This is a genomic window from Acidimicrobiales bacterium, assembly GCA_016716005.1.
GTDB lineage: Bacteria > Actinomycetota > Acidimicrobiia > Acidimicrobiales > JADJXE01 > JADJXE01.
On the sequence record JADJXE010000001.1, the window covers coordinates 401,254 to 426,299 of the forward strand.

At 75.2% G+C, this 25,046-nt stretch carries 25 protein-coding genes and 1 riboswitch; of the genes, 3 read left to right on the plus strand and 22 right to left on the minus strand.

Annotated elements, in window-relative coordinates:
- Nucleotides 1-3: 3 nt before the first annotated feature.
- The 10 genes from IPM45_02020 to def all read right to left on the minus strand — a co-directional run bounded on the left by IPM45_02020 (nt 4) and on the right by def (nt 7,853).
- Nucleotides 4-207: a cold shock domain-containing protein gene (locus IPM45_02020; GenBank protein ID MBK9178344.1), complete on the minus strand. Its 204-nt coding sequence runs from the start codon at nt 205-207 to the stop codon at nt 4-6.
- Nucleotides 208-209: 2 nt separating this feature from the next.
- Nucleotides 210-1,085 (minus strand): ATP phosphoribosyltransferase, encoded by an 876-nt coding sequence (locus tag IPM45_02025; GenBank protein ID MBK9178345.1) that lies wholly within the window; start codon nt 1,083-1,085, stop codon nt 210-212.
- On the minus strand, nt 1,086-1,559 hold the full coding sequence (locus IPM45_02030) for a 6,7-dimethyl-8-ribityllumazine synthase (protein ID MBK9178346.1): 474 nt from the start codon (nt 1,557-1,559) through the stop codon (nt 1,086-1,088).
- Nucleotides 1,556-2,818, minus strand: a complete 1,263-nt coding sequence (locus IPM45_02035; protein ID MBK9178347.1) for a bifunctional 3,4-dihydroxy-2-butanone-4-phosphate synthase/GTP cyclohydrolase II — start codon at nt 2,816-2,818, stop codon at nt 1,556-1,558. The genes IPM45_02030 and IPM45_02035 overlap by 4 nt, the downstream gene beginning before the upstream one ends.
- 11 nt (nt 2,819-2,829) lie before the next feature.
- Entirely contained in the window at nt 2,830-3,420 is a 591-nt protein-coding gene (locus IPM45_02040; protein MBK9178348.1) for a riboflavin synthase, read from the minus strand.
- A 9-nt stretch (nt 3,421-3,429) separates the two neighbouring features.
- Complete coding sequence (gene ribD, locus IPM45_02045; GenBank protein MBK9178349.1) at nt 3,430-4,398, minus strand: bifunctional diaminohydroxyphosphoribosylaminopyrimidine deaminase/5-amino-6-(5-phosphoribosylamino)uracil reductase RibD; 969 nt, start codon at nt 4,396-4,398, stop codon at nt 3,430-3,432.
- 78 nt (nt 4,399-4,476) lie between these two features.
- Nucleotides 4,477-4,606: riboswitch (FMN riboswitch) on the minus strand.
- A gap of 63 nt (nt 4,607-4,669) precedes the next feature.
- Entirely contained in the window at nt 4,670-5,158 is a 489-nt protein-coding gene (locus IPM45_02050) for a MogA/MoaB family molybdenum cofactor biosynthesis protein (GenBank protein ID MBK9178350.1), read from the minus strand.
- A 10-nt stretch (nt 5,159-5,168) separates the two neighbouring features.
- Nucleotides 5,169-6,371: an SAM-dependent methyltransferase gene (locus IPM45_02055; protein ID MBK9178351.1), complete on the minus strand. Its 1,203-nt coding sequence runs from the start codon at nt 6,369-6,371 to the stop codon at nt 5,169-5,171.
- Nucleotides 6,368-7,297 (minus strand): methionyl-tRNA formyltransferase, encoded by a 930-nt coding sequence (locus tag IPM45_02060; protein MBK9178352.1) that lies wholly within the window; start codon nt 7,295-7,297, stop codon nt 6,368-6,370. Before IPM45_02060 ends, IPM45_02055 begins: the two co-directional genes overlap by 4 nt.
- A gap of 10 nt (nt 7,298-7,307) precedes the next feature.
- On the minus strand, nt 7,308-7,853 hold the full coding sequence (gene def, locus IPM45_02065; protein ID MBK9178353.1) for a peptide deformylase: 546 nt from the start codon (nt 7,851-7,853) through the stop codon (nt 7,308-7,310).
- Between the two features lie 19 nt (nt 7,854-7,872).
- Here def and IPM45_02070 point away from each other — a divergent pair, with 19 nt between their 5' ends.
- Both IPM45_02070 and IPM45_02075 read left to right on the plus strand, forming a co-directional pair.
- On the plus strand, nt 7,873-8,493 hold the full coding sequence (locus IPM45_02070) for a methyltransferase (protein MBK9178354.1): 621 nt from the start codon (nt 7,873-7,875) through the stop codon (nt 8,491-8,493).
- Entirely contained in the window at nt 8,490-9,041 is a 552-nt protein-coding gene (locus tag IPM45_02075; GenBank protein ID MBK9178355.1) for a TrmH family RNA methyltransferase, read from the plus strand. Before IPM45_02070 ends, IPM45_02075 begins: the two co-directional genes overlap by 4 nt.
- Here the strand turns inward: IPM45_02075 and IPM45_02080 are convergent.
- The 6 genes from IPM45_02080 to IPM45_02105 all read right to left on the minus strand — a co-directional run bounded on the left by IPM45_02080 (nt 9,038) and on the right by IPM45_02105 (nt 14,554).
- Nucleotides 9,038-10,753, minus strand: coding sequence for a hypothetical protein (locus IPM45_02080; GenBank protein MBK9178356.1), 1,716 nt, complete (start codon nt 10,751-10,753; stop codon nt 9,038-9,040). The genes IPM45_02075 and IPM45_02080 overlap by 4 nt on opposite strands.
- Nucleotides 10,754-10,806: 53 nt before the next feature.
- Nucleotides 10,807-12,000 (minus strand): methionine adenosyltransferase, encoded by a 1,194-nt coding sequence (locus IPM45_02085; protein MBK9178357.1) that lies wholly within the window; start codon nt 11,998-12,000, stop codon nt 10,807-10,809.
- On the minus strand, nt 11,997-13,289 hold the full coding sequence (coaBC, locus tag IPM45_02090; protein ID MBK9178358.1) for a bifunctional phosphopantothenoylcysteine decarboxylase/phosphopantothenate--cysteine ligase CoaBC: 1,293 nt from the start codon (nt 13,287-13,289) through the stop codon (nt 11,997-11,999). The genes IPM45_02085 and coaBC overlap by 4 nt, the downstream gene beginning before the upstream one ends.
- 10 nt (nt 13,290-13,299) lie before the next feature.
- On the minus strand, nt 13,300-13,584 hold the full coding sequence (gene rpoZ, locus IPM45_02095) for a DNA-directed RNA polymerase subunit omega (GenBank protein MBK9178359.1): 285 nt from the start codon (nt 13,582-13,584) through the stop codon (nt 13,300-13,302).
- Between the two features lie 98 nt (nt 13,585-13,682).
- Nucleotides 13,683-14,225 (minus strand): guanylate kinase, encoded by a 543-nt coding sequence (locus tag IPM45_02100; protein ID MBK9178360.1) that lies wholly within the window; start codon nt 14,223-14,225, stop codon nt 13,683-13,685.
- A gap of 14 nt (nt 14,226-14,239) precedes the next feature.
- Nucleotides 14,240-14,554, minus strand: coding sequence for an integration host factor (locus IPM45_02105; GenBank protein MBK9178361.1), 315 nt, complete (start codon nt 14,552-14,554; stop codon nt 14,240-14,242).
- 86 nt (nt 14,555-14,640) lie between these two features.
- On the opposite strand from IPM45_02105, the gene IPM45_02110 reads away from it, so the two are divergent.
- On the plus strand, nt 14,641-16,716 hold the full coding sequence (locus tag IPM45_02110) for a GGDEF and EAL domain-containing protein (GenBank protein ID MBK9178362.1): 2,076 nt from the start codon (nt 14,641-14,643) through the stop codon (nt 16,714-16,716).
- 9 nt (nt 16,717-16,725) lie between these two features.
- Here the strand turns inward: IPM45_02110 and pyrF are convergent, their stop codons facing one another.
- The 6 genes from pyrF to IPM45_02140 all read right to left on the minus strand — a co-directional run bounded on the left by pyrF (nt 16,726) and on the right by IPM45_02140 (nt 25,024).
- The gene (gene pyrF, locus IPM45_02115) at nt 16,726-17,346 is read right to left on the minus strand and encodes an orotidine-5'-phosphate decarboxylase (GenBank protein MBK9178363.1); all 621 of its coding nucleotides are present in this window, start codon (nt 17,344-17,346) and stop codon (nt 16,726-16,728) included.
- Between the two features lie 160 nt (nt 17,347-17,506).
- The gene (locus IPM45_02120) at nt 17,507-18,370 is read right to left on the minus strand and encodes a dihydroorotate dehydrogenase (protein ID MBK9178364.1); all 864 of its coding nucleotides are present in this window, start codon (nt 18,368-18,370) and stop codon (nt 17,507-17,509) included.
- Between the two features lie 70 nt (nt 18,371-18,440).
- Nucleotides 18,441-21,731 (minus strand): carbamoyl-phosphate synthase large subunit, encoded by a 3,291-nt coding sequence (gene carB / locus IPM45_02125; protein ID MBK9178365.1) that lies wholly within the window; start codon nt 21,729-21,731, stop codon nt 18,441-18,443.
- A 2-nt stretch (nt 21,732-21,733) separates the two neighbouring features.
- Entirely contained in the window at nt 21,734-22,819 is a 1,086-nt protein-coding gene (carA, locus tag IPM45_02130; protein MBK9178366.1) for a glutamine-hydrolyzing carbamoyl-phosphate synthase small subunit, read from the minus strand.
- A 5-nt stretch (nt 22,820-22,824) separates the two neighbouring features.
- Nucleotides 22,825-24,105 (minus strand): dihydroorotase, encoded by a 1,281-nt coding sequence (locus IPM45_02135; GenBank protein MBK9178367.1) that lies wholly within the window; start codon nt 24,103-24,105, stop codon nt 22,825-22,827.
- A complete protein-coding gene (locus IPM45_02140) occupies nt 24,098-25,024 on the minus strand; it encodes an aspartate carbamoyltransferase catalytic subunit (GenBank protein ID MBK9178368.1) in 927 nt (308 codons plus the stop codon). The genes IPM45_02135 and IPM45_02140 overlap by 8 nt, the downstream gene beginning before the upstream one ends.
- Nucleotides 25,025-25,046 lie beyond the last annotated feature (22 nt).

The following is a 25,046-nucleotide window of genomic DNA, read 5'->3' on the forward strand; positions in this document are numbered from 1 at the left end:
CGGTCACCGCCCGGCCGGCCGCAGCCCCGCCGCCTCCCAGCGGCCGAGCCGGCCGGCGACCACCTCGAACTCGACGGTCTCGCCCGCCTCGATGGTGCGGCTGCCGTCCGCGATCTGCGTGCAGTGGAAGAAGTGCTCCTGGCCGCCCTCGGCCCGCACGGTGCCGTACCCCTTCGCCTCGTCGAACGCAACGACCCGGCCTCGCACGGTCAGTGCACGATCTTGGCCAGCGGGAGCTCGAGGATGTCGCTGGCGCCGGCGTCCTTGAGCGCGGGGATGAGGATGTTGATCCGGCTCTTCTCCACCACGGTCTCCACCGCGTAGCCGCCCTCGCCGAAGAGCTGCGAGACGGTGGGGGCCTTCATGGAGGGCAGCAGGCCGATCACCCGGTCGAGGTCGTCCACGCCCACGTTCAGCTTCACCAGCACCTTCCCCCGGGCTTCGAGGGCACCCTGGAGCAGGGTGCGGAGCTGGTGCATGGCGTGGCGCTTCTCCGGGTCGTCGTACGACACCGGGTTGGCGACCAGCTCGGTGTACGAGGTGAGGATCACCTCGATCTCCTTGAGCCCGGCGGCCCTGAGGGCCCGCCCGGTCTCGGTGATCTCCACGATGCAGTCGACGATGTCGGGCACCTTCGCCTCGGTGGCGCCGTAGGAGAGCCGGATGTCGGCGCTGATGCCCTTCTTCTCGAAGAAGCGGCGGGTGAGCTCCGGGTACTCGCTCGAGACCCGGAGGCCCTGGGGCAGATCCTCGACCCGGTCGACCGGCGAGTCGGCCGGCACGGCCACGACCAGGCGGATGGGCCGGCTGGTCGCCTTGGAGTACCGCAGCTCGCCCAGCGAGACGACGTCGCTGGCGGTCTCCTCGATCCAGTCGCGGCCGGTGATCCCGAGGTCGAAGAGGCCCTCGGCCACGTACCGGGGGATCTCCTGCGGTCGCAGGATCCGGACGTCGGCGATGCGCGGATCGGCGACGGTGGCCCGGTAGTCCACCGACGACGAACGCACGATCGCCAGATCGGCCGCCTCGAACAGCTCGAGGGTGGCCTTCTCGAGCGATCCCTTGGGGACGACGAGGCGGAGCACCTACGGCCCCCCCGGGAGCTGACGCAGCAGGTCGACCATCTCGATGGCCGTGACCGCCGCCTCGGACCCCTTGTTGCCGGCCTTGGTGCCGGCCCGCTCGATGGCCTGCTCGATCGTGTCGGTGGTGAGCACCCCGAACACGACGGGCACGCCGGTGTCGAGCTGGGCTCGCTGCAGCCCGGCCGCGGCCTGGCCGGCGACGTGCTCGTAGTGGCCGGTGGCCCCGCGGATCACGGCACCGAGGGCGATGACGGCGTCGACCTGGCCGGATGCTGCCAGCCGCATGGCCACCAGCGGGAGCTCGAAGGCGCCGGGAGCCCACACCACGGTGATCGACCCGGGGTCGACGCCGTGCCGGGTGAGGCCGTCGCGGGCGCCCACGAGGAGGCGCTCGGTGATGAGGTCGTTGAAGCGGCTGCAGCAGATGCCGATGCGCATGCCGTCGCCGCGCAGCCTGCCCTCGTAGGTCGTCATGGCCGTCCCTTCGGCTGGTCGGCGGCCTCCGGCACCTCGTCGAGGCCGTCGAGCAGGTGCCCGAGGCGCTCGCGCTTGGTGCGCAGGTAGCGGATGTTCTCGGGGTTGGGGGCCGTCTCCAGGGGAACCCGGCCCACGATCTCGAGCCCGAAGCCCTCGAGGCCACCGTACTTCGCCGGGTTGTTGGTCATCAGCCGCATGGTGGTCACGCCCAGATCGACCAGGATCTGGGCGCCGATGCCGTACTCGCGGCTGTCGACGGGGAGCCCCAGCTCCAGGTTGGCGTCGACGGTGTCGTGACCGGCGTCCTGGAGGCTGTACGCGCGGATCTTGTGCCCGATCCCGATCCCCCGGCCCTCGTGGCCCCGCAGGTAGACGACGACGCCCTGGCCCTCCTCGGCGACCTGGCGCATGGCCGCCTCGAGCTGGGGGCCGCAGTCGCACTTGAGCGAGCCGAACACGTCGCCGGTGAGGCACTCGCTGTGCACCCGGACGAGCACGTCGTCGGCCCCGTCGACCTCGCCGGCCACGAAGGCGAGGTGCGTCTCGCCGTCGAGGACCGACTCGTAGGCGATGCACGTGAAGGTGCCCGAGATCGTGGGCACCCGGGCCTCGGCGATCCGTCGCACCAGCTTCTCGGTGCGCCGCCGGTGCCGGATCAGGTCGGCGATGGAGATCAGCAGGAGACCGTGCTCGGCGCAGAACCGCTCGAGGTCGGGCACCCGGGCCATCGTGCCGTCCTCGTTGACGATCTCGCAGAGGACGCCGGCCGGATAGAGCCCGGCCATGCGGGCCAGGTCGACCGCCGCCTCGGTGTGGCCCGCTCGCTTGAGCACCCCTCCGGGCCGGTATCGCAGGGGGAAGATGTGTCCGGGCCGAGCCAGGTCGCCGGGGCGCGTGGCCGGGTCGATGAGGGCGCGGATGGTGGCGGCCCGGTCGGCGGCCGAGATCCCGGTGGTCGTCCCGTGGCGGTAGTCGACGCTGTCCGTGAAGGCGGTTCGCTGCGCCTCGGTGTTGTGCTCGACCATCAACGGCAGGTCGAGCTCCTCGCACCGCTCCCCGGTCAGGGGCACGCAGATCACCCCGGACGTGTGCCGGACGAAGAAGGCGATCGCCTCGGGGGTCGCGAACTCGGCCGCCATGATGAGGTCGCCCTCGTTCTCGCGGTCCTCGTCGTCGACCACGACGACGATGTCGCCCCGGGCGATGGCGGCCACGGCCTCCTCGATCGGGGCGAAAGGGCTGGTACCTCGGGGCACGGGCTGGCTCCTCACTCGGCGACGCCGCCCTCGCCGTCCAGGTGCCCGGCGAGGAGGCGCTCGACGTACTTGGCGATCACGTCCACCTCGACGTTCACCCTGGCGCCCGGCCCCTTGTGGCCCAGCGTGGTGACGGCGGCGGTGTGCGGGATGACGGCCACGGTGAACCCGTCGGCCAGAGGTCGGACGACGGTGAGGCTCACCCCGTCGACCGTGATCGACCCCTTCTCCACGACGTAGCGGAGGAGCGGCGCGGGCACGCGCACGCGCAGCTCGGGGGCGGGCTCGACGATCTCCCCCACGGCGTCGACGTGTCCCTGCACGAGGTGGCCGCCGAGCCGGTCGGCCAGCCGGACCGGCCGTTCCAGGTTCACGGGGTCACCGGGCCGCATCCCGCCCAGCGCGGTGCGGGCGAACGTCTCGTCGCTCACGTCCGCCTCCCACCATCCCTCACCCTGGTCGACCAGGGTCAAGCAGCAGCCGTTGACGGCGATGGATGCACCGGTGTCGGCCCCGGCGAGGACCGTGGTCGCGGCGATCCGCAGCCGGCTCCCGCGCAGCGACTCGACCCGCCCGAGCTCCTCGACGATGCCTGTGAACACGCGTCCTCCTCACACCCCGGGCGCCGGCTCGAGCTCGAGCCGCACGTCCTCGCCCAACCGTTGCATCCCGACGATCCGACCCCGCCACAGCTCGGCCACGGTCGGCACCCCCGGCCCCGCGAACAGCGGCCGGGCGTCGTCACCGCCGAAGAGGGCCGGGGCCAGGTACACGACGTAGCGGTCGACCAGCCCGGCGCGGTGGAACGCCCCGGCGACCGTGGCGCCGCCCTCGACCATGGCCTGCACGACCCCCTCCCCCCCCAGGCGGTCGAGCACCGAGCCGAGGTCGCCCTGCAGCTCCAGGGCCGGGTGGACCCGGGCCCCCTCGGGCGCGCGGCCGAGCACCACCCGGCGGGGGTCCCGGCCGGGACCGTGGCGCACCGTGAGCGCAGGGTCGTCGGCCCGCACCGTGCCCGCGCCCACGATGACGGCATCGCTCTCGGCCCGGAGGCGGTGGGCGTCGGCCCGGGCCTCCGGCCCCGTGATCCACCGGCTCGTGCCGTCGGGCGCCGCGGTCCGTCCGTCGAGCGACGCGGCCAGCTTCAGCACCACCCACGGCCGCCCGGTGGCCCGATGCTTCAGGTACGGGGCCAGCTGGGCGCGCACGTCGTCGGCCGCCACCCCCACCACCACCTCGAGCCCGGCCTCGCGCAGGCGGGCGATGCCGCGCCCCGCGACCTGCGGGTCGGGATCCTCCACGCCGACCACGACCCGCCGGACGCCGGCGGCCACGATGGCATCGGCGCACGGGGGGGTCCGCCCGCGGTGGGCGCACGGCTCGAGGGTGCACACGAGGGTGGCACCCCGCGCCGACTCGCCCGCCCCGGCCACGGCGGCCGCTTCGGCGTGCGGTCCGCCGGGCGGGGCCGTCACCCCTTCGACCACTCCCCCGCCGGGCGTGAGGATCACGCAGCCCACCCACGGGTTGGGCGACGTGCGGGCGCGGACGGTGGCGGCCAGCTCGATCGCCCGGCGCATCGCCTGCTCGTCGTCCACCTGCGCTCCTCGTGCGGGCGCGTGGCAGACCGGGCGCGTGGCACGCGCCGGCTCGGCCCCGCACCCTCGCTCCCATCCGGACTCTCACCGTCGGCTCCGGGGTTCCACCGGATCGGCCCCCGCCCGTCGGGCAGGGGTTCGCGGGCTGTGACCGCCGGTCGGGACTTGCACCCCTACCCCGCGAGGGGGCGTTCGTCGGTTCTCCACGCAGTCTAGAGCCACTCGCCCGCACGGGCCGGCGGGCCCGTCCCCGTCAGTGGGCGGTCGGCGAGCCGGACAGCAGGCGCAGGGCGTGCGGCAGCACGTCGATCACCGCGCCCAGGTTCTCGAGAGCCCCGGCCGGCGAGCCCGGCGTGTTCAGGACCAGGGACCTCCCCACGGTGCCGGCCACCCCCCGGGACAGCCGCCCCAGCGGGCTCACCGCCCGCATGGCCTCGGCCAGCCCCGGTGCCTCCCGCTCGAGCACCAGGCGGGTGCCCTCCGGGGTGAGGTCCCGCGGCCCGAAGCCGGTGCCGCCGGTGGTGACGACCAGGCCCGCGAAGCCGTCGGTGAGCCGCCGCAGCGCGTCCGCCACGGCGTCGACGCCGTCGGCGACCACCTCGTGCGCCACCAACGCGTACCCCTCGGCGGCCAGCCGCTCGGCCAGCCTCCGGCCCGAGGCGTCGTCGCGCGTGCCGCCCACGACGCCGTCGGACACCGTGAGCACCTTGGCCAGGAGGCCGTCGGCCGGGGCGTGAGCCACGGGCCGGAGGCTAGACGCGGGCCGTGCGGACGTACCGGAACAGGGCCATGCCGTCGGTGCCGGCCCGGTGCGGGAGGAGCAGCGCCCCCCGCCCGTGGCCCTGCCAGGGGGGGCCGGGCGGCGGGAGAGGAGCGAGATCCGGCCGCTCGCCCTCGAGGCGGACGTCCACCCCGGTGGTCTCGGCCGCCGTGAGGGTGCACACGCTGTACACCAGCACCCCGCCGGGCCGGAGGAGCGCGGCGGCGGCGTCGACCAGGCGCACCTGGAGCTGGGCCAGACGGGCCTCGTCGCCCGGCGCCACCCGCCACCGGAGGTCGGGCCGCCGGCGGAGCGTGCCCAGCCCCGTGCAGGGCGCGTCGACGAGGACCCGGTCGCACGATCCCGGTCGGACCGCGGGCCGCGTCCCGTCGGCCACCGCGACGGCCAGCCGGCCGGGTGCGATCCCGAGGCGCGCCGCGTTCGCCGCGACCAGGCCCGCACGAGCGGGGCGCGAGTCGACGGCAATCACCCGTGCGCCAGTGCCGGCCAGGGCGGTCGCCTTGCCGCCGGGCGCCGCGCACACGTCGGCGACCCGCTCGCCGGGCCCGGCCTCCACCAGCTCGGCCACCCACTGCGACGCCAGGTCCTGGGTGTACCCGTCGGCCCGCTCGGTCGCCGAGGCCGGCTCGTCCATCGCCGCGAGGGACGCCAGGGCGTCCTCCCGCCCGAGCTCGGCCGCCAGCCGCTCGACGAGCCAGTCCGGGTAGCTGAGGCGGACCGCGTCGCTCGGCCAGCCGGCCTCGTCGACCGGCGCCGCGGCCACCCGCCGCAGCACGGCGTTCACGAGGCCCCGGGTCCGGGCCGGCGCCACGGCCACGGTCTCGCCGACGGCGGCGTGGGGTGGCGTGCCGAGGAAGGCCAGCTGGTAGGCGCCGAGCCGCAGTGCGTTGCGAGCCACGGGTTCGGGGGGCGACACCAGGAAGCGGTCGACGAGCCAGTCGCACGCCCGGCGCAGGCGCGTGGTGCCGTAGACGAGGTCGGTGACCTGGGCCCTCGCCCTGGCGTCGAGCCCGCTGCCGGCGAGCATGGCGGGGACGACCAGGTTGGCGTAGGCGCCCTCGGTGTCGATCCGGACCAGGGCGGCGAGGGCGACGGCGCGAGGTGATCGCGCCGTGCTGCGTCCGGGGGGCCCCCGGCGGCGGCCGCTCGCCGGGGCCGGGCCGGACGCCCTCACCGACCCATCCGCTCGCCGGCCGCCGGCCGCGCGCCGTTCCGCCACGCCGCCGCCGGCTGCCGGGCGCGACCCTCGGGCTGGACCTCGACGAGCTCGAGCACCCCGTGGCCGGTCCCGACGAGGGTGCCGGCCACCTCGCCCGGCCCCAGGGAGGCGCCGGAGGTCGGTGCCGGCTCGGCGGCCAGCACCTTCAGCCGGTGGCCCCGGAACGTGGTCCACGCCTCGCCCAGCCGGACGACGCGGTGGAGCTCCGACGCCGGACGCGACCAGTCGAGCTGCAGCTCGGCCGGTTCGAGCTTGGCCGCGTACGTCGCCTCGCCCACCTGGGGCTCGGGGTCCCGGAGGCCCGACCGCAGCCCGTCGACGAGCAGGGCGGTGCCCACCTCGACCAGGCGCGCCCGGAGGTCGGCGGCGGTCTCGTGCTCTCCCACCGCCAGGGTGGCGCGCCGGTACACCGGACCCGTGTCGAGCGTGACCTCCAGCTGCATCAGGCACACGCCGGTCTCGGGGTCGCCGGCGAGGATCGCCCGCTCCACCGGCGCCGCGCCCCGCCAGCGGGGCAGCAGCGAGAAGTGCAGGTTCACCATCGGCAGCACCGCCAGCACGTGCGGGCGGACGAGGCGGCCGTAGGCCACCACCACACCCAGGTCGGCGCCCATGCCCAGGGCGTCGTCGACCCGGTCGGTCACCGGGAGGCCCAGCTCGAGCGCGGCCGCCTTGACCGGCGTGGAGGTGAGGGAGCCCCCCCGGCCACGCCGCTTGTCGGCCCCCGACACCACCAGGGCCACGTCGAAGCCGGCGTCGACGAGCCCGCGCAGCGGGGGCACCGCCATGGCCGGGGAGCCCAGGAACACCAGACGCCTCGGATGCTCCGGGGGGAGCGCCAGCGACGGGGTCACCCCGCCGGGGTCGGGCGCAGCCGGCATGCTCGGGATCTCAGCGCAGCCGCAGCCCGAGGCGCCGCTTGGGCTCCGGCTCCGGCTCCGGCTCCGGCAGCAGGAGGGCCTGCTCGCGCAGGGCCCGCATGGCCTCGCGCCGCTGCTCCTCGTCGAGGTGCTCGAGCAGCAGCACACCGTCGAGGTGGTCGAGCTCGTGCTGGAACAGGCGGGCGAGCAGCTCGTCGGCCTCGAGGGACACCTCGTTGCCGTGGAGGTCGTAGCCCGTCAGGTGGACCTCCTTGGGCCGCACGATCTCGAAGTGCACGCCTGGGACCGACAGGCAGCCCTCGTCGTAGACCCACTCGCCCCGGGACTCGGTGATCACCGGGTTGACGAGGACCGCCGGGCCGTCGCCGACGTCGTACACGAAGAGCCGCTTCTGGACACCGACCTGGGGTGCCGCCAGGCCGAGGCCGGGCGCCTCGTACATGGCGTGGAGCATGTCGTCGGCGATGCGGGCGAGGGCCCCGTCGATCTCGGCGACCTCGGCGGCGCGACGCTTGAGCACGGGGTCGCCGAAGGTGCGGATCGAGTACGTGCCCACGGTGAGAGGCTACCGGGGCATGTCGAGCGGCCACTACTTCGACCCCCACCCGCGGGCGCCGTCGCGGCCCGGCTCCGTCACGCTCGCCCTGCCCGACGCCACGGTCCAGCTGGTGACGGACCGGGGCGTGTTCTCGGCCGATCGGGTGGATCCCGGCACGCGCCTGCTGCTCCTGGAGGCACCGCCACCGTCGCCCGGCGGCGCGCTGCTCGACCTGGGCTGCGGCTACGGCGCCATCGCCGTCACCCTGGCCCGCCGGTCTCCGGGCGCCGCCGTGTGGGCGGTCGACGTGAACGAGCGGGCCCGCGACCTCACCCGTCTGAACGCCGACGCCCTCGGCCTCGCCAACGTCTCCGTCGCCGCTCCCGACGACGTGCCGCCCGAGGTCCGGTTCGCGACGATCTGGTCGAACCCGCCCGTCCGCGTGGGCAAGCAGGCCCTGCACGCGCTCCTCCGGACGTGGCTGGCGCGTCTGGCGCCGGGCGGGCTCGCGGCCCTGGTGGTGCAGAAGCACCTCGGCGCCGACTCGCTGGCCCGCTGGCTGGAGGCCGAGGGCCATCCCACCGAGCGCCTCTGCTCCCGCCTCGGCTACCGGCTGCTCGCCGTGCGCCCTCGCTCCCCGTCCGAGGGCGGCGCATGAGACAGCTCGACGGCACCGGCCTCAAGCGCCTGCATCGCGGGTGGCGCCAGCGCACCCACGGCCGCCTGGCCCTGCTGCTCGACGGCGTGCAGACGCCGGTCAACGTCGGCTCCATCGTGCGCACCGCCGCCGCACTCCGCGTGGAGCGCCTGTGGCTCACGGGCACCACCCCGGCCCCCGATGCCCCGGGGGCCCGCAAGACCGCCCTGGGCACCGAGCGGTACCTGCAGTGGACGACCGCCGGCTCGGCCGAGGAGGCCATGGCTGCCGCCCGTCGGGCGGGGTTCCTCGTGGTGGCCCTGGAGCTCGCCGACGGGGCCGTCCCCCTGCACGAGCTCCCGTTGCCGAACGCGGTGTGCCTGGCCGTGGGGCACGAGGACCACGGCCTGTCGGCCGGGGCGCTCCGTGCCGCCGACGCGGTCGCGTACCTGCCCCAGCTCGGTCGGGTCGGGTCGCTCAACGTCGCCGTGGCCGCCTCCATCGCCCTCTACGAGGTCCGCCGCCGCGAGTGGGCCGGCCAGCCCAGTGATCCGGGCGATCCGGGCTAGAGCCGCGGCGGGTCGACCTCGACCCGCAGGCGCCCCGGCGGCCGCGGCACGGCCGCCAGGGCGTCGCACAGCCCGGCGTGACCGGGCGCCCGCACGAGGTACCGCCCCTCGTCCGGGCCGAGCACCTCCACGGCGCCACCTTCCCGGAGCGCCTCGGCGTAGCCGGCGGCGACGGGACCCGACACGAGGGCCACCGCGGTGGCCGGGGGGAGACCCAGGGCGGCCCGGCGCGCGGCCTCGACCGCGGCGACCCGGCCGGGGTCGGCGTGGACGACGGCCTCCACGACCTCGTGGCGCGGCAGGCGGGTCTGGAGCACCAGCCGGCCGCCTCCCGCTCGACCGCCGACCAGGCGGGCCGCACGGGCCAGGAGCGCCAGGGCCTGCTCGGCGGCGCGCACGCGCGGCGCGAGCAGCTCCTGGTCGAGGTCGAGGAACACCACGACGTCGGCCCGGTCGACCCGGTGCAGCACCGCCTCGGTGCCGACGATCAGCCGGGCGTCGGGGAGCACCTCGTCGGCCCCGGCCCTGGCGGTGACCTCGACGACGGGCGCACCGGCGAGCGCCTCGAGCTCGTCGCGCACCCTGGCCGTGCCCAGCCGCAGCGCCTTCAGCCGCCCACCACCGCATGCCGTGCACACCAGCGGCCGCTCCTCGCCGCAGCGGCGGCAGCGCAGCCGGTCGTCCACCTGCGCCACCGCGGCGGCGCACCGCTCGCAGCGCACGAGGGCCCGGCAGGTCGAGCAGGCCAGGAGGCGGGCCCGCCCGGTGCGGTTGAGGACGCAGACCACCCGCGCCCCGCTCCGCAGCAGCTCCACGGTCCGCGCCGGGTACAGCCCGGCGCGGACCGGATCGTCGCGGCTGCGGTCGAGCACCTCGGTGATCGGCCAGCCGGCCCGCTCCTCGGCGCGGCTCGGCGTCACCAGCCGGCCCCAGGCCAGCGCCTCCAGCGACGGGCAGGGCGACACCAGCACACAGGGCACGCCGGCCCGGCGGGCCCGCTCGGCGGCGACGTCGCGCGCGTGCCAGGTGGGGGCCCGCTCCTCCTGTAGGGCCTCGTCGTGCTCGTCGAGGACGACGACGGCCGACAGCTCGGGCACCGGCGCCCAGGCCGCGGCCCGAGCACCCACCGCGACCGCACCCGCGGCTGCCGTCGCCCAGTCGCGCGGCAGCAGGGCCACGGGGACGCCCGCCCGGCGAAGGCGCACGGCCACCGCCCGGGCGGCCGCCGTGGACGGGGTGACCACGAGGGCGTCGCCCCCGGCGGCTGCGGCCGCCACGACCGGGAACGGGTCGGCCGCCGGCGGGAGGCGGAGCACCGTGCGCGGGGTCCGCAGGGCCTCCGCGGCCAGCGCGTCGGGCACGGCCGCCGCCACCGGGCCGGCTCGGACCGGCCGGGGCGGCAGCCGGGGCACGGCGACCGGGGGCGAGGCGGTGGCGAGCAGCGAGCGGCGGGCGCCGGCCCACCGCCACGCCGCCCACCCCGCCAGGGCCACCACCCCGACGGGCGGACCGGCACCCCGCACCTTGGCCACGGGACGCAGGGTGACGCCGGCCGGGGGCTCGACGTCGAGCGCGGTCACCCACCCGCCCACCGGGCGGCCGTGCAGGGGCACCCGCACCTCGGCCCCGACGCGCACCTGGTCCCCGAGGGCCTCGGGGACCAGGTAGTCGAACTCCCGGTCGATGCCGGGCACGTCGGGCAGGACCCGCACGACCCTCGGGCCCACGGGCGCCGGCCCGGCCGGGAGGGAGGGTCCGCCCGGCCTCAGAGCCCGAGGGCGGACGTCACGTCGGCCAGCTTCGACGTGTGCTCCCACGTGAAGTCGGCCTCGCCCCGGCCGAAGTGGCCGTATGCGGCCGTCCGCCGGTAGATCGGACGGCGCAGGTCGAGGTCGCGGATGATGGCCGCCGGGCGGAGGTCGAACACCTCCTGCACGGCCTGCGCGATCCTGGCCGGGTCGACCTCCTCGGTGCCGAAGGTCTCGACCATCACCGAGACCGGCCGGGCCACCCCGATGGCGTACGCGACCTGGATCTCGCACCGGCGGGCGGCGCCGGCGGCCACCACGTGCTTGGCCACCCAGCGGGCCGCGTAGGCGGCCGACCGGTCGACCTTCGACGGGTCCTTCCCGGAGAAGGCCCCCCCGCCGTGGCGGGCGGCCCCACCGTAGGTGTCGACGATGATCTTGCGACCGGTGAGCCCCGTGTCGGCGTGCGGCCCGCCGATCTCGAACGTGCCCGTGGGGTTGACCAGCATGTCGAACTGGTCGTCGGCGAAGGCCGCCGGGAGCAGCGGCATCACGACGTGCTCGACGAGATCGGGCTTGATGAGGGTCTCCGGATCGAGACCCGGCTGGTGCTGGGTCGAGATCAGCACGGTGCGCAGCCGGATCGGCCGGCCGTCCTCGTAGTCGACGGTCACCTGGGTCTTGCCGTCGGGCCGCAGGTACGGCAGCACGCCCGCCTTGCGAACCTCGGCCATGCGGTGGGCGAGCCGGTGCGCCAGCCAGATCGGCAGGGGCATGAGGTCGTCGGTCTCGTCGCAGGCGTAGCCGAACATCATCCCCTGGTCGCCGGCGCCCTGGGCGTCGAGCAGATCCTCGTCGCTCTTGCCGGCGCGCACCTCGAACGCGGTGTCGACGCCCTGGGCGATGTTCGGCGACTGCGGGTCGATCGACACCATCACGCCGCAGGTGTTGCCGTCGAACCCGTAGGACTCCCGGTCGTACCCGATGCCCCGGATCGTCTCCCGCACGATCGTCGGGATGTCGACGTAGGCCTCGGTGGTGACCTCGCCGGCGACGATCGCCAGGCCGGTGGTGAGCAGGGTCTCGCAGGCGACCCGGCCGTTGGGGTCGGCGGCGAGGATCGCGTCGAGCACGGCATCGGAGATCTGGTCGGCCATCTTGTCGGGATGGCCCTCGGTGACCGACTCCGAGGTGAAGGTCCAGCGGGTCACGTGTCGCTCCTGTTCTGGGGTACGGCCGGCGCGGGGGCGGCGGGGTCGATGGGTGCGGTGGCCTGACCGCCCGTGCGGGCCCGGGTCGCGACGACGGCGTCGAGCACCGCTCGGGCCACCTCGCGCTTGTCGCGCAGGGGCACGTGATGCTCGACGCCGTCGGCCGCGAGGATCAGCACCTCGTTGGTGTCGTGCTCGAAGCCGGCGGCCGGGGCCGACACGTCGTTGACCACGACCAGGTCGATGCCCTTGCGGCGCAGCTTGTCGAGGGCGTTGGCGCGGGGATCGGTGGTCTCGGCCGCGAACCCGACGAGCGTCTGGCCGGGCCGGCGATCACGGCCGAGGGCCGCGAGGACGTCGGTGGTGGGCTCCAGGACGATCTCGGGCGGGCCGTCCGCCTTCTTGAGCTTCGTGTCGGCCACCGCCTTCGGGCGGAAGTCGGCCACCGCGGCCGCCATCAGCACCACGTCGGCGCGCCCCGATCGGCTCAGCACCGCCGCCTCCATCTCGGCGGCCGTGTCGACCCGCACCACCTCGACGCCGGCGCGCACCGGCCGGTCGACGGTGGTGACCAGGGTGACGGCGGCAGCCCGTGCCGACGCCTCGTCGGCCAGGGCGTGACCCTGCTTCCCCGACGAGCGGTTCGTGATCATCCGGACCGGATCGATCGGCTCTCGGGTTCCCCCGGCGGTCACGAGCACCCGGAGCCCGGCCAGGTCGGGAGGGGTGAGGGCACGCTCGACGGCGGCGAGGATCACGGCGGGGTCGGCCAGGCGCCCGGCGCCCACGTCACCGCCCGCCAGCCGCCCGGCTTCGGGATCGACGATGCGAACGCCCCGCCGTCGCAGCACCGCCAGGTTCTCCTGCACCGCCGGGTGCTCCCACATCTCGGTGTGCATCGCCGGGCAGACCACGACGGGCGCGCGCGTGGCGAGCAGCGTGGCCGTCAGCAGGTCGTCGGAGATGCCGGCCGCGTACGAGCCGACGAGCCGCGCCGTGGCCGGGGCCACGACGACCACGTCGGCGGCCTGGCCGAGGTGGGTGTGCGGGATGGGGTCGGCGTCGTCCCAGAGCGAGCTCTTCACCGGCTCCGACGCGAGGGCCGAGAAGGTGGTGGGGCCGACGAAGCGACCGGCGTCGGCCGTGAGCACGGGCACCACGTGGGCGCCGGCGTCGACCAGCCGCCGGCACAGCTCGACCGCCTTGTAGGCCGCGATGCCGCCGGTGACCCCGAGCACCACGCGGCGCCCGGCCAGCACGCCATGCCCCTTCGCCCGCTCGTCCGCCATCGAGAGGAGCTCAGCCGGCGGAGCCGGCCTCGCCCTCGGCGCCCTCGTCGTCGCCGTCGGCGGCGCCCGGCTCCTGGCGCACGAACACGATCTTGTCGGCCGCGATCTCCTCGAACGCGATCGAGAGGGGCTTGCGGGCCACCGACGTCACCTGCGGCGGGATCACCGTGCCGAGGCCCTCACCCAGCTGGTTGAAGTAGACGTTGATCTGGCGGGCCCTGCGGGCCGCCAACGTGACGAGGCTGAACTTGGAGTCGACCCGGTGGAGGAGCTCCTCGATCGGGGGGTTCACCATCGTCTCGTAGCGCCGGGGCTGCTGCATCTGGTCTCCGTGGAGAGGGCTCGGACCTGCCACGCTACCAGCCGCAGGTCACCGGACCCAACGTTGGACCGTCAGCGCCGGGCGGCCCGCTCGGCCTCGATGATCGCCTGCAGCGCCGCCACCGCCCGCTCCACGTCGTCGTTGACGACCACGTGCGAGGCGAGCCGGCGCCCCTCGGCCTCCTCGTCCTCCGCGATGCGGAGCCGCTCGGCCGCGGCGTCGGCCCGGTCGCCGCGACCCTCGAGCCGGCGGGCCTGCTCCTCCCGTGAAGGGGCGACCACCAGCACCACCAGCGCGTCCGGCTCCTGGGCGAGCACCTGGCCGGCCCCCTGGACGTCGATCTCGAGCAGCACGTCGCGGCCCGGTGGGGCCTCCGGCACGGGCGTGCCGTACAGGTTGCCCAGGAACTCGGCCCACTCGAGGAACCCGCCTGCGGCGATGCGCGCCTCGAAGGCCGCTCGGTCGACGAAGGCGTAGGCGTCGGCCGCCTCCCCGGGCCGCCGGGGGCGCGTCGTCCACGACCGGCTCAGCCACAGCCGGGGATCGCGCTCCACCAGCCCGGCGACCAGCGTCCCCTTGCCGACGCCGCCGGCGCCGCTGACGACGACGATCAGGGGCCGGCCCGCGATCAGGGGAACGTCTGCAGCAACGCCTCGCGCTGCTGCGAGCCGAGGCCCCGCACCCGCCGGGACTCGGCGATCCCGATCTCCTCCATGAGGCGCCGGGCCTTCACCTTGCCCACGCCGGGCAGCGACTCGAGGACCGCCAGGACCTTCATCTTGCCGATGACGTCGTCGGTCTCGCCGGCGTCGAGCAGCTCCCGCAGGCTGAGGGAGCCCATCTTGAGCCGCTCCTTCAGCTCGGCCCGAGCGCGTCGGGCCGCGGCCGCCTTCTCCAGCGCCGCGGCGCGCTGCTCCGGGGACAGGGACGGAGGATTCGCCATGGCGGGCACCCTAGCGTCCCTGCCGCCCCCCGGATCGCCCCACGGGGGCCGATACCCAGTCGAGGGCGACCTGCCAGACTGACGGGGTGAGCGACTCGCCGGCTCGGGCGCCCGACGTGGCGCGCCTCCTCGACGCGGCGCCGGTCGCGCTGGGCTCGCTCGATGGCGACGGTCGCCTCCGCACGGCCAACGCCGCCCTGGCCGCGCTGCTCGGGCGCCCCGTGGCCGAGCTGCTCGGACGCCGGGTCGCCGAGCTCGCCCCCCCGCTCGGCGAGCCGGGCAGCTGGACGAGCGCGCTGGCGTCGGCCCTGCGCGGGCGGCCGAGCACCGTCCGCGTGGCGCTGGGCAATCACCGTGCGGCCGAGGTCCGGCTCGCCCCGGCGGCGGGCGACCAGATCGCGCTGGCCGCCCTCGACCTGGCCGAGCGTCAGCGGGCCGAGCGGTCCCTGGCCCGGCGCGCCGCCGACCTGGAGGAGGTCGAGGCCCTCACCCACCTCGGCTCCTGGTACCGCGACGAGGCCGGCGGCCAGCTGGTCTGGTCGGCGGAGATGTCGCGCCTCTACGGGCTGAGCGACGGCACGCGCCCCACCATGGCGATCCTGCTCGAGCGCCTCCCGGCCGAGGACGCCCGCCGCCTGTTCGACGCGCATCGCGAGCTGGTCGCCCACGGCACGCCGTTCCGGTTCGCTCACCGCGTCGTGCGGCCGGACGGCTCCGTCCGGCACGCCCGCTCGCACGGCGAGCCGGTCGTCGACGCGAACGGCCGGCTCCTCGCGGTGCGGGGCACCACCCTCGACGTCACCGAGCTCGTCGAGCTCCAGGACGCGCTGCACGCCACCACGGCCGAGCTGGCCGAGGCCAGGCTGCGCGATCCGCTCACCGGCCTGGCCAACCGGCGCCTGCTCTCCGAGGCGCTGGAGCGGAGCCTGGCCCGGCTGACGCGCCGCGAGGGGGCCGTCGCGATCGTCTTCGTCGACCTCGACGCCTTCAAGGCCGTGAACGACGCCCTCGGGCACGCCCGGGCCGACGGCGTGCTGGCCGAGATCGCCCAGCGGATCGGTGGCGCGGTCCGGCCGGCCGACCTGGTGGCGCGGGTGGGGGGAGACGAGTTCGTGGTGCTCCTCGACGACCTCGAGCGCCCCACCACGCCTCTCGACGTGGCCCGGCGGATCCAGCGGGCCCTCTCGGCGCCGGTCGTCGCCGTCGGCCACGACCTGCGGCTCACGGCCGGCTGCGGCGTCGCGGTGACCCGCCGCCCCGCCACTCGGCCCGACGAGCTGCTCCGGCGGGCGGACACCGCCCTCTACCAGGCCAAGCAGACGGGCCCGGGCGGCCTCGAGCTGTTCGACGACACCCTGGAGTCGCAGCTGCACGAGCGCCACGAGCTGGCCAAGCGTCTCGCCGGTGCCCTCGAGCGGGGCGAGCTGCTGCTGCACTACCAGCCCGAGATCGACCTCCGCACGGGCACCGTCGTGGCGATCGAGGCCCTGGTGCGGTGGCGCCCCGACGAGGAGCCACCGCTCACCGCCGACGGGTTCGTCGACCTGGCCGACGACATCGGCTGCCTCGCCGACATCGACGCGTGGGTGCTCCGCGAGGCGTTCGCGCGCGCGGCCGCGTGGTGCCGGACCGGCCAGGGCACCCCGACGCTGCGGGTCAACGTGTCCGGTCGCCTGCTCGGCACCCCCGACGGGGCGAGCCTGGTCGCCGCCGAGCTGGACGCCGCTGGCCTGGACCCGGCCTCGGTCTGCCTGGAGGTCGACGGCCACACGGCCCCGCGGGCGGGGCCGGCCGTGCTCGCGGCGCTCGGGCGCCTCCGGGCGCTGGGTGTGGGGATCGCCCTGAGCCGGTTCGACACGGCGCCGGCCACTCTCGACTTCCTGCGCGCCTCGTCGGTGAGCCAGCTCGTCCTGGACCCGCGCACGGTGCTGGGCCTCGGCGGCGACCCCTTCGACGAGGCCGTGGTCGCCGGCTCGCTGACCTCGGCCCGCGCCCTCGGGATCGACGTCACGGCCGTCGGCGTCGAACGGCCCGCCCAGCTCGACGCGCTCCGCCGCCTGGGCTGCCACCGCGTGCAGGGCCACCTGCTCGCCCCGCCGGCTCCCGCCCCGTGGATCGACGATCTCCTCGCCGGGCGGGCGGCGGTCACCGTCCCGCCCTGATCCTCGCAGTCAGGCCAGGTCGGCCGTCAGGGCCCGGGCGGCCGCCACCGGGTCGGCGGCCCGGGTGACGGGCCGGCCGATCACGAGCAGGTCGGCGCCCGCGGCGACGGCTTCGGTGGGCGTCGCCGCGCGGGCCTGGTCGTGTGCCGGGGCGCCCGACGGGCGGATCCCCGGGGTGACGATCGTCATCCTGGGCGCCAGCAGACGGACCTCGTGGGCCTCGGACACCGCGCAGACGATGCCGCCGCAGTCCGACTCCACCGCGGCCATCACCCGGTGCTCGAGCACGTGCTCGGGTGCCTCCTCCTCGCTCGTGAGGACCGTCACCGCCAGCGCCGTGGGCTCCGGGAGCCCGGCGCGGTGCGCGCCGTCCAGCAGCCCCTCGACCCCGGCGCGCAGCATGACCGGGCCGCCCACGCCGTGGAGCGTCAGGTAGCTGGTGCCGAGGGCACCGAGCACGCGGGCGGCCCGCTCGACCGTGGTCGGGATGTCGTGGAGCTTCAGATCGACGAAGACCCGGTAGCCGGAGTCGATGAGGCTGCCGACCACGTCGGGGCCGGCCGCGCTGAACAGCTCGAGGCCCACCTTGGCCACGCCGAACCACGGCCGCAGGTCGTCGGCCAGCCGCATGGCCTCGACGAGGTCGTCGACGTCGAGGGCCAGCACCAGCCGATCGGCCCACGGGTGCTGCGCGACCCCGCTCACGGCCGCACGCCCGGAGGCGCGACGGGGCCCGTGGCCCGGGGGTGTCGCGGCATCGATGCCATGTGGGTCCTCCTCGATCGGTCGCTCAGCCGTGGGCCCCGCCGACCAGCTCGTCGAGGTGCCGCACGCCGTGGCGTCGGCACCAGTGTTCCAGCCCGGCGAGCACGAGGGCGGGAGCCCGGGGATCGGCGAAGCTGGCCGTCCCCACCTGCACCGCCGACGCGCCCGCCAGGAGGAGCTCCACCGCATGCTCGCCCGCCGCGATCCCCCCGACGCCGACGATGGGCAGCTCGGGCAGCGCGGCGTGCACGTCGTAGATCGCGCGGACTGCCACCGGGCGCATCGCGGGGCCCGACAGCCCGCCCCGCCCGGCACCCAGCCGGGGGCGGCGGCTCTCCGGGTCGATCGCCATCCCGAGCACGGTGTTCACCAGGGTGACCGCCTCCGCTCCGGCGTCGCGGGCAGAGGCGGCGATCTCGACCAGGTCGGCCACGTTCGGGCTCAGCTTGGCCCATCGGGGCCGTCCGCACGCGGCCGCCGCGGCGACGGCCTCGAACGTGGTGGCCGGTGCGTGAGCGAACATCCGCGAGCGGTCCTCGAGGTTCGGGCAGCTCACGTTGACCTCCACCGCGACCACCTCCGGCGGCGCCGCCGCGAGCATGGTGGCCGCGGCGGCGAAGTCGGCCACGGTGCGACCCCAGATGCTCACGACGATGCGCGCCCCCGAGGCCGACAGGGCCGGCAGCTCGTGCTCCATCCAGGCGCCGACGCCGGGACCCTGCAGCCCGACGCTGTTGAGCATGCCGGCGCTGGTCTCGTGGACCCGCGGGGCGGGGTTCCCCGGCCACGGGTAGGGGGCCAGCGACTTCACCACCACCGCGCCGAGCGAGGCCAGATCGACGTAGGCGCCGAGCTCGGCGCCGTGGCCCGCCGTCCCGGAGGCGGTCATCACCGGGTTGGGCAGCACCACCGAGCCCACCCGGGCGGTGAGGTCTGCGGGCGGCCGGGGGCCGCGGTGCTCAGAGCGGGAGAGCCAGCTGATCGCCCTGCACCCCCTGGTGGTACTCCTGGAGGCTCCGGACCCGGAGCTCGTGACGAGCCCAGTCGGCCATGCCGTTCACGGCCGCGGCCGCCGCCGCGACCGTCGTGAGGCACGGCACCTTGTGGATGTTGGCGGTCATCCGGATGTAGCCGCCGTCGGCCCTCGAGCCCCGGCCGCGGGGCGTGTTCACGACCAGGTCGACCTGCCCGCCGGCGATGAGCGCGACGGCATCCGGTGCGCCCTCACCGAGCTTGGCCACGACCTGGGCGACGGGGACGGCGTTGGCCTCGAGGTGCGCAGCCGTGCCCGCGGTGGCGACGATCTCGAAGCCGAGGTCGCGGAACCCGCGGGCGGCCTGCAGGGCGGCCTCCTTGTCGCGGTCGGCCAGCGAGAGGAACACGGTGCCCGATTCGGGCAGACGGTTGCCTGCGGCGATCTGGCTCTTGGCGAAGGCGAGCCCGACGGTGAGGTCGATGCCCATCACCTCCCCGGTGGAGCGCATCTCCGGCCCGAGGACGGTGTCGACGTCGGGGAAGCGGCTGAAGGGCAGCACCGCCTCCTTCACCGACACGTGGTCGCCGGCGACCGGCGGGCGCAGGAGCCCCTCGTCGCGCAGGCCCGCCAGCGTGGCGCCGAGCATCACGCGCGACGCGACCTTGGCCAGGGGCACGCCGGTCGCCTTGGCCACGAAGGGGACGGTGCGGCTGGCACGGGGGTTCGCCTCGATCACGAACACCTGGCCCTGCTTGACCGCGTACTGCACGTTGATCAGGCCCCGCACGTCGAGGGCGCCCGCGATGGCCCTGGTGTAGCCCTCGATCACCTCGACCACCTCGGGGGCCAGGCTGGGCGGCGGCAGCACGCAGGCGGAGTCGCCCGAGTGCACCCCGGCCTCCTCCACGTGCTCCATCACGCCACCGATGAGGACCTCCCCGGTGGCGTCCCGGATGGCGTCGACGTCGACCTCGACGGCGTCCTCCAGGAAGCGGTCGATCAGCACGGGCCGCTCGGCCGAGAGCCCCCCCTCGCGGCCGAGGCTCCCGGCGTGGGTCAGCTCCTCCATGGCGCGCCGGAGGCTCATCTCGTCGTAGACGATCTCCATGGCCCGGCCCCCGAGCACGTAGGAGGGGCGCACCAGCACCGGGTAGCCCACCCGGTCGACGACCGCGAGCGCCTCCTCGATGTCGGCGGCCGTGCCCCCGGGCGGCTGCGGGATCTCCAGGTGGGCGCACAGCGCGTTCCACCGCTCCCGGTCCTCGGCCCGGTCGATGCTCTCGGGGCTGGTCCCGACGATCAGCTCCGGCGGGAGCAGCGAGGCCAGCTTGAGGGGCGTCTGACCGCCGAGCGACACCACCACGCCCACCGGCTGCTCGGCCTCGAGCACGTTCAGGACGTCCTCGCGCGTGAGCGGCTCGAAGTAGAGCCGGTCGCTGGTGTCGTAGTCGGTCGACACCGTCTCCGGGTTGCAGTTGATCATCACCGTCTCGTAGCCGGCGTCGCGCAGGGCGAAGCTGGCGTGCACACAGCAGTAGTCGAACTCGATGCCCTGCCCGATGCGGTTGGGGCCGCTCCCGAGGATCACCACCTTGGAGCCCTCGCTGGGCCGGACCTCGTCCTCGTCCTCGTAGGTGGAGTAGTGGTACGGGGTGGCCGCCTCGAACTCGGCGCCGCAGGTGTCGACGGTCTTGAACACGGCCCGCACCCCGGCGGCCACCCGGCTCCGGCGCACCTCGAGCTCGTCGACGCCCCACAGGTACGCCAGCTGGCCGTCCGAGAAGCCCAGCCGCTTGGCTCGCCGCCAGTCGCCACGGGTCATGTCGGCGATGCCGACCTCGGCCAGGTGGTGGCGCTCGTCGACGATCATGGAGATCTGGTCGAGGAACCACGGGTCGACCTTCGTCGCCTCGTGGACCTGCTCGACCGACAGCCCTCGCCGCAGGAGGGCCTCCAGCTGGAAGGCCCGGTCGGGCGTGGCCACCGCGGCCTGCGCCAGCAGCTCGCCGTCGTCGAGGGTGTCGAGCAGCCGCTCGGCCGGGTCGCAGCCGAGACCGAGGCGGCCGGTCTCGAGCGAGCGCATCCCCTTCTGGAACGATTCGGTGAAGGTGCGGCCGATGGCCATGGCCTCGCCCACCGATTGCATCTGCGTGCCCAGCACCCCGCTCGAGCCGGGGAGCTTCTCGAAGGCCCACCGGGGCACCTTGGTGACCACGTAGTCGATCGTCGGCTCGAAGCTGGCCGGGGTCTTGCGGGTGATGTCGTTCGGGATCTCGTCGAGGGTGTAGCCGACCGCCAGGCGCGCCGCGATCTTGGCGATCGGGAAGCCGGTGGCCTTCGAGGCCAGCGCCGACGAGCGGCTCACCCTCGGGTTCATCTCGATGACGACCTGCTCGCCGGTCGCCGGGTCGACCGCGAACTGGATGTTCGAGCCCCCCGTCTCCACGCCGACTCGGCGGATGCACGCGAAGGCGGCGTCGCGCATCACCTGGTACTCGACGTCGGAGAGGGTCTGGGCAGGGGCGACGGTGATCGAGTCGCCGGTGTGGACGCCCATGGGGTCGAAGTTCTCGATCGAGCACACGACCACACAGTTGTCGGCCCGGTCGCGCATCACCTCGAGCTCGTACTCCTTCCACCCGGCGATGGAGCGCTCGATCAGGATCTCGGTGATCGGGCTGGCGTCGAGGCCGGCCGAGGCGATCCGGCGGAACTCGTCGAGGGTGCTGGCGATCCCGGTGCCCCGGCCACCCAGGATGTAGCTCGGCCGCACGATCACCGGCAGGGCGATGCGGTCGACGACGTCCATGGCCTCGTCGAGGTCGTGGGCGAAGCCCGACTCGGGCAGCCCGAGGCCGATCTCGACCATGGCCTCCTTGAACCGCTCCCGATCCTCGGCGGTGGCGATGGCCTCGGCCTTGGCCCCGATGAGCTCGACCCCGAGGTCGTCGAGCACGCCCCGCTCCACCAGCGCCATGGCGAGGTTCAGGGCGGTCTGGCCCCCCAGGGTCGGGAGCACGGCGTCGGGCCGCTCCCGCTCCACGATGCGGGCCAGGACGTCGACGTCGAGGGGCTCGACGTAGGTGCGATCGGCGAAGTCGGGGTCGGTCATGATCGTGGCCGGATTGGAGTTGGCCAGCACGACCCGGTAGCCCTCCGACCGCAGCACCCGGCAGGCCTGGGTGCCGGAGTAGTCGAACTCGCAGGCCTGGCCGATCACGATCGGCCCGGAGCCGATGATCAGGATCGTCTGGAGATCGGTCCGCTTGGGCACCGTCAGCGCGTCCCGAACGATTCCATGAGCAGGCGGAACTCCTCGAACAGGTAGCGGGCGTCGTGCGGGCCGGGACCCGCCTCGGGGTGGTACTGCACGCCGAAGGCGGGGAGCTCCCGGCACCGGATGCCCTCGATGACCCCGTCGTTCAGGTTGACGTGGGTGACGTCGGCGTCGGTGAGCGAGCCCTCCGCCACCGCGTAGTTGTGGTTCTGGCTGGTGATCTCCACCCTGCCGGTGGCGAGCCGGCGCACCGGGTGGTTGCCCCCGTGGTGCCCGAACGTGAGCTTGTAGGTGCTCCCGCCGAGCGCGGTCGCCAGCAGCTGGTGGCCGAGGCAGATGCCGAACACCGGCACCTCGCCGAGCAGGCCGCCGATGTGGTCCACCGCGCCGACCACCGCGGCCGGGTCGCCCGGCCCGTTCGACAGGAAGACCCCGTGCGGGCGACGGGCCAGCACGTCTGCGGCCGGGGTGGAGGCCGGCACGACCTCGACGGTGGCGATCTCGGCCAGGTGGCGGAGGATGGTGGTCTTGATGCCGAAGTCGTAGGCGACCACCCGCCACGGACCGTCCCCCACCGTGTACGGCGCGTCGCACGTCACCGTGGCCACGAGGTCGACGCCGTCGGTGCCGGGCTCGGCGCGAGCCGCGGCGAGCAGGCTCTCCGGATCGGTGCCGCCCTCGCCCAGCGGGCCGAACGCGGCGGGCATGGCCCCGGCCTCGCGGATGTGACGGGTCAGCCGCCGCGTGTCGACCCCGGCGATGCCGGGCACGCCCCAGGCCCTGAGGGCGGTGTCGAGGTCTCCCGTCGCCCGCCAGCTGCTCTGCCGGCGCGCCAGCTCGCGCACGACCACGCCCCGGCAGAAGACCCGCCGGCTCTCGTCGTCGTCAGGCGTCACGCCGTAGTTACCGATGTGCGGGTAGGTGAACGTGATGATCTGCCCGGCGTAGGAGGGGTCGGTGATCACCTCCTGGTAGCCGGACAGGACCGTGTTGAAGACGACCTCGCCGCTGGTCGGGCCCTCGGCGCCGACGGCCTCGCCCTCGAAGGTGGCGCCGTCGGCCAGCACGAGCAGGGCGTCGCGCACCCGGCTCACCGCCGGGCCTCCCCGTCGACCACGACGGCCTCGCCCTCGAACACCGTGTGCCGGACGCGGCCGGTGAGGCGGCGGCCGGCGAAGGGCGTGTTGCGGCTCCGGCTGGCCGAGCGGGCGGGCTCGACGACCCACGTCGCGGCCGGGTCGACGACGCAGAGGTTCGCGGGCCGCCCCGGCTCGATCGGGCCACCGTGGCGGCTCAAGCCGGCCAGGCGGGCCGGCTGCCAGGAGAGAAGGGCAAGGAGACGCTCGATCCGGAGCCCGGCCTCGGTGACGGCCACGGCCAGCGCCGTCTCCAGCCCGATCATCCCGGGCGGGGCCTGGTCGAGCGGCTGCTCCTTCGCCTCCTGGGTGTGTGGGGCGTGGTCGGTGGCGATGGCGTCGATGGTGCCGTCGGCCAGCCCGGCCCGCACCGCGGCGGTGTCGGTGGCGGTGCGCAGGGGCGGGTTCACCTTGAAGACCGGGTCGAAGCCGACGAGGCAGCCGTCGGTGAGGCACAGGTGGTGCGGGGTCGCCTCGCAGGTCACGGCCAGGCCACCCGACCGCGCCGCCCGCACCATCGCCACCGACCCGGCGGTGGACAGGTGCTGGAAGTGGATCCGGCCTCCCGTCAGCCGGGCGAGGGCGATGTCACGCGCCACCATCAGCTCCTCGGCCTCGGCCGGCTGCCCCGGCACGCCGAGCCGGCTCGACACCTCGCCCTCGTGCATGTGGCCCCCGCCGGCCAGCGCCGCGTCCTCGCAGTGCTGGGCCAGGACGACGCCGAGCCCCGACGCGTACTCGAACGCCCGCCGCATGAGCCGGGCGTCCTGCACGCCGGTGCCGTCGTCGGTGAACCACCGCACCCCCAGGGCCGCCAGCTCGGCCATGGGGGTGAGCCGCTCACCCGCCCGCCCGACGGTGATCGCGGCCGACACCGCCACGTGGCACAGAGCGGCGGCGCCGAGCACCTGGACCTCGCGCACCACGGCGGCGCCGTCGATCGCGGGCTCGGTGTTGGGCATGGCCAGGACCGCGGTGTAGCCGCCGAGGGCCGCGGCACGCGAGCCCGTCTCCACGGTCTCGGCCTCCTCCCGGCCAGGCTCGCGCAGGTGGGTGTGCAGGTCGACCAGCCCCGGGGCGACGACGCACCCGCCGGCGTCGAGCACCCGCGAGCCCGCGGGCGCGTCGAGCCCGGGCCCCACCGCCGCCACCCGGCCCTCGGCGACCAGCACGTCGGCATCCCTCGAGCCGGTGGCGTCGAGCACCCGGCCTCCTCGCAGCAGCAGATCAGCCATCGGTGAGCGACACCCCCGAGCCCAGCAGCAGGTACAGGACGGCCATGCGCACGGCCACGCCGTGGCGAACCTGGCTGGTCACGAGCGAGCAGGGGAGCTCGGTGACCTCGGCCGCGATCTCGACGCCGCGGTTCATGGGGCCGGGGTGCATCACCAGGGCGTCGGCCCCGAGCCGCTCCACCCGCCGGCGCGTGAGCCCGTAGCGGGCCGTGTACTCGCGGAGCGACGGCAGCAGGGCCTCCGTCATGCGCTCCCGCTGGATGCGCAGCAGGTACAGCACGTCGAGCCCGGGCAGGACGGCGTCCAGGTCGTGGCTCACCGTCACCGGCCAGCCCTCGAGGCTGGGTGGCAGGAGCGTGGGCGGCGCCACCAGCACCACCTCGGCGCCGAGGCTCGTGAAGGCGAACACGTCGGACCTCGCGACCCGCGAGTGCTTCACGTCGCCCACGATCCCGATGCGGAGACCCGACAGCCCGCCCCGCCGCTCGCGGAGCGCGTAGCAGTCGAGGATGGCCTGGGTCGGGTGCTCGTGCCAGCCGTCGCCGGCGTTGACGACGGCCGCGTCCACCCAGCGGGTGATCTGCCACGGCACCCCCGCCGAGCGGTGGCGGACCACGATGGCGTCGGCGCCGAGGGCCTCGATGGTCTCGACCGTGTCGCGCAGCGACTCGCCCTTGCTGACCGACGAGGCGCCGACCCCGAAGTTCATGACGTCGGCCGACAGCCGGCGGGCTGCGGTCTCGAACGAGAGCCGCGTGCGGGTGGAGTCCTCGTAGAAGAGGGAGACCACCGTCTTGCCCCGCAGTGCCGGCACCCGGGGGATGGCCCGCTCGCTCACCTCGGTGAACCGGTCGGTGAGCCGCAGCAGCTCGTCGAGCCCGTCACGGCCGAGGTCGGCGACCGACAGGAGGTGGCTCACCTGCCCGCGCACGGGGCTGCAC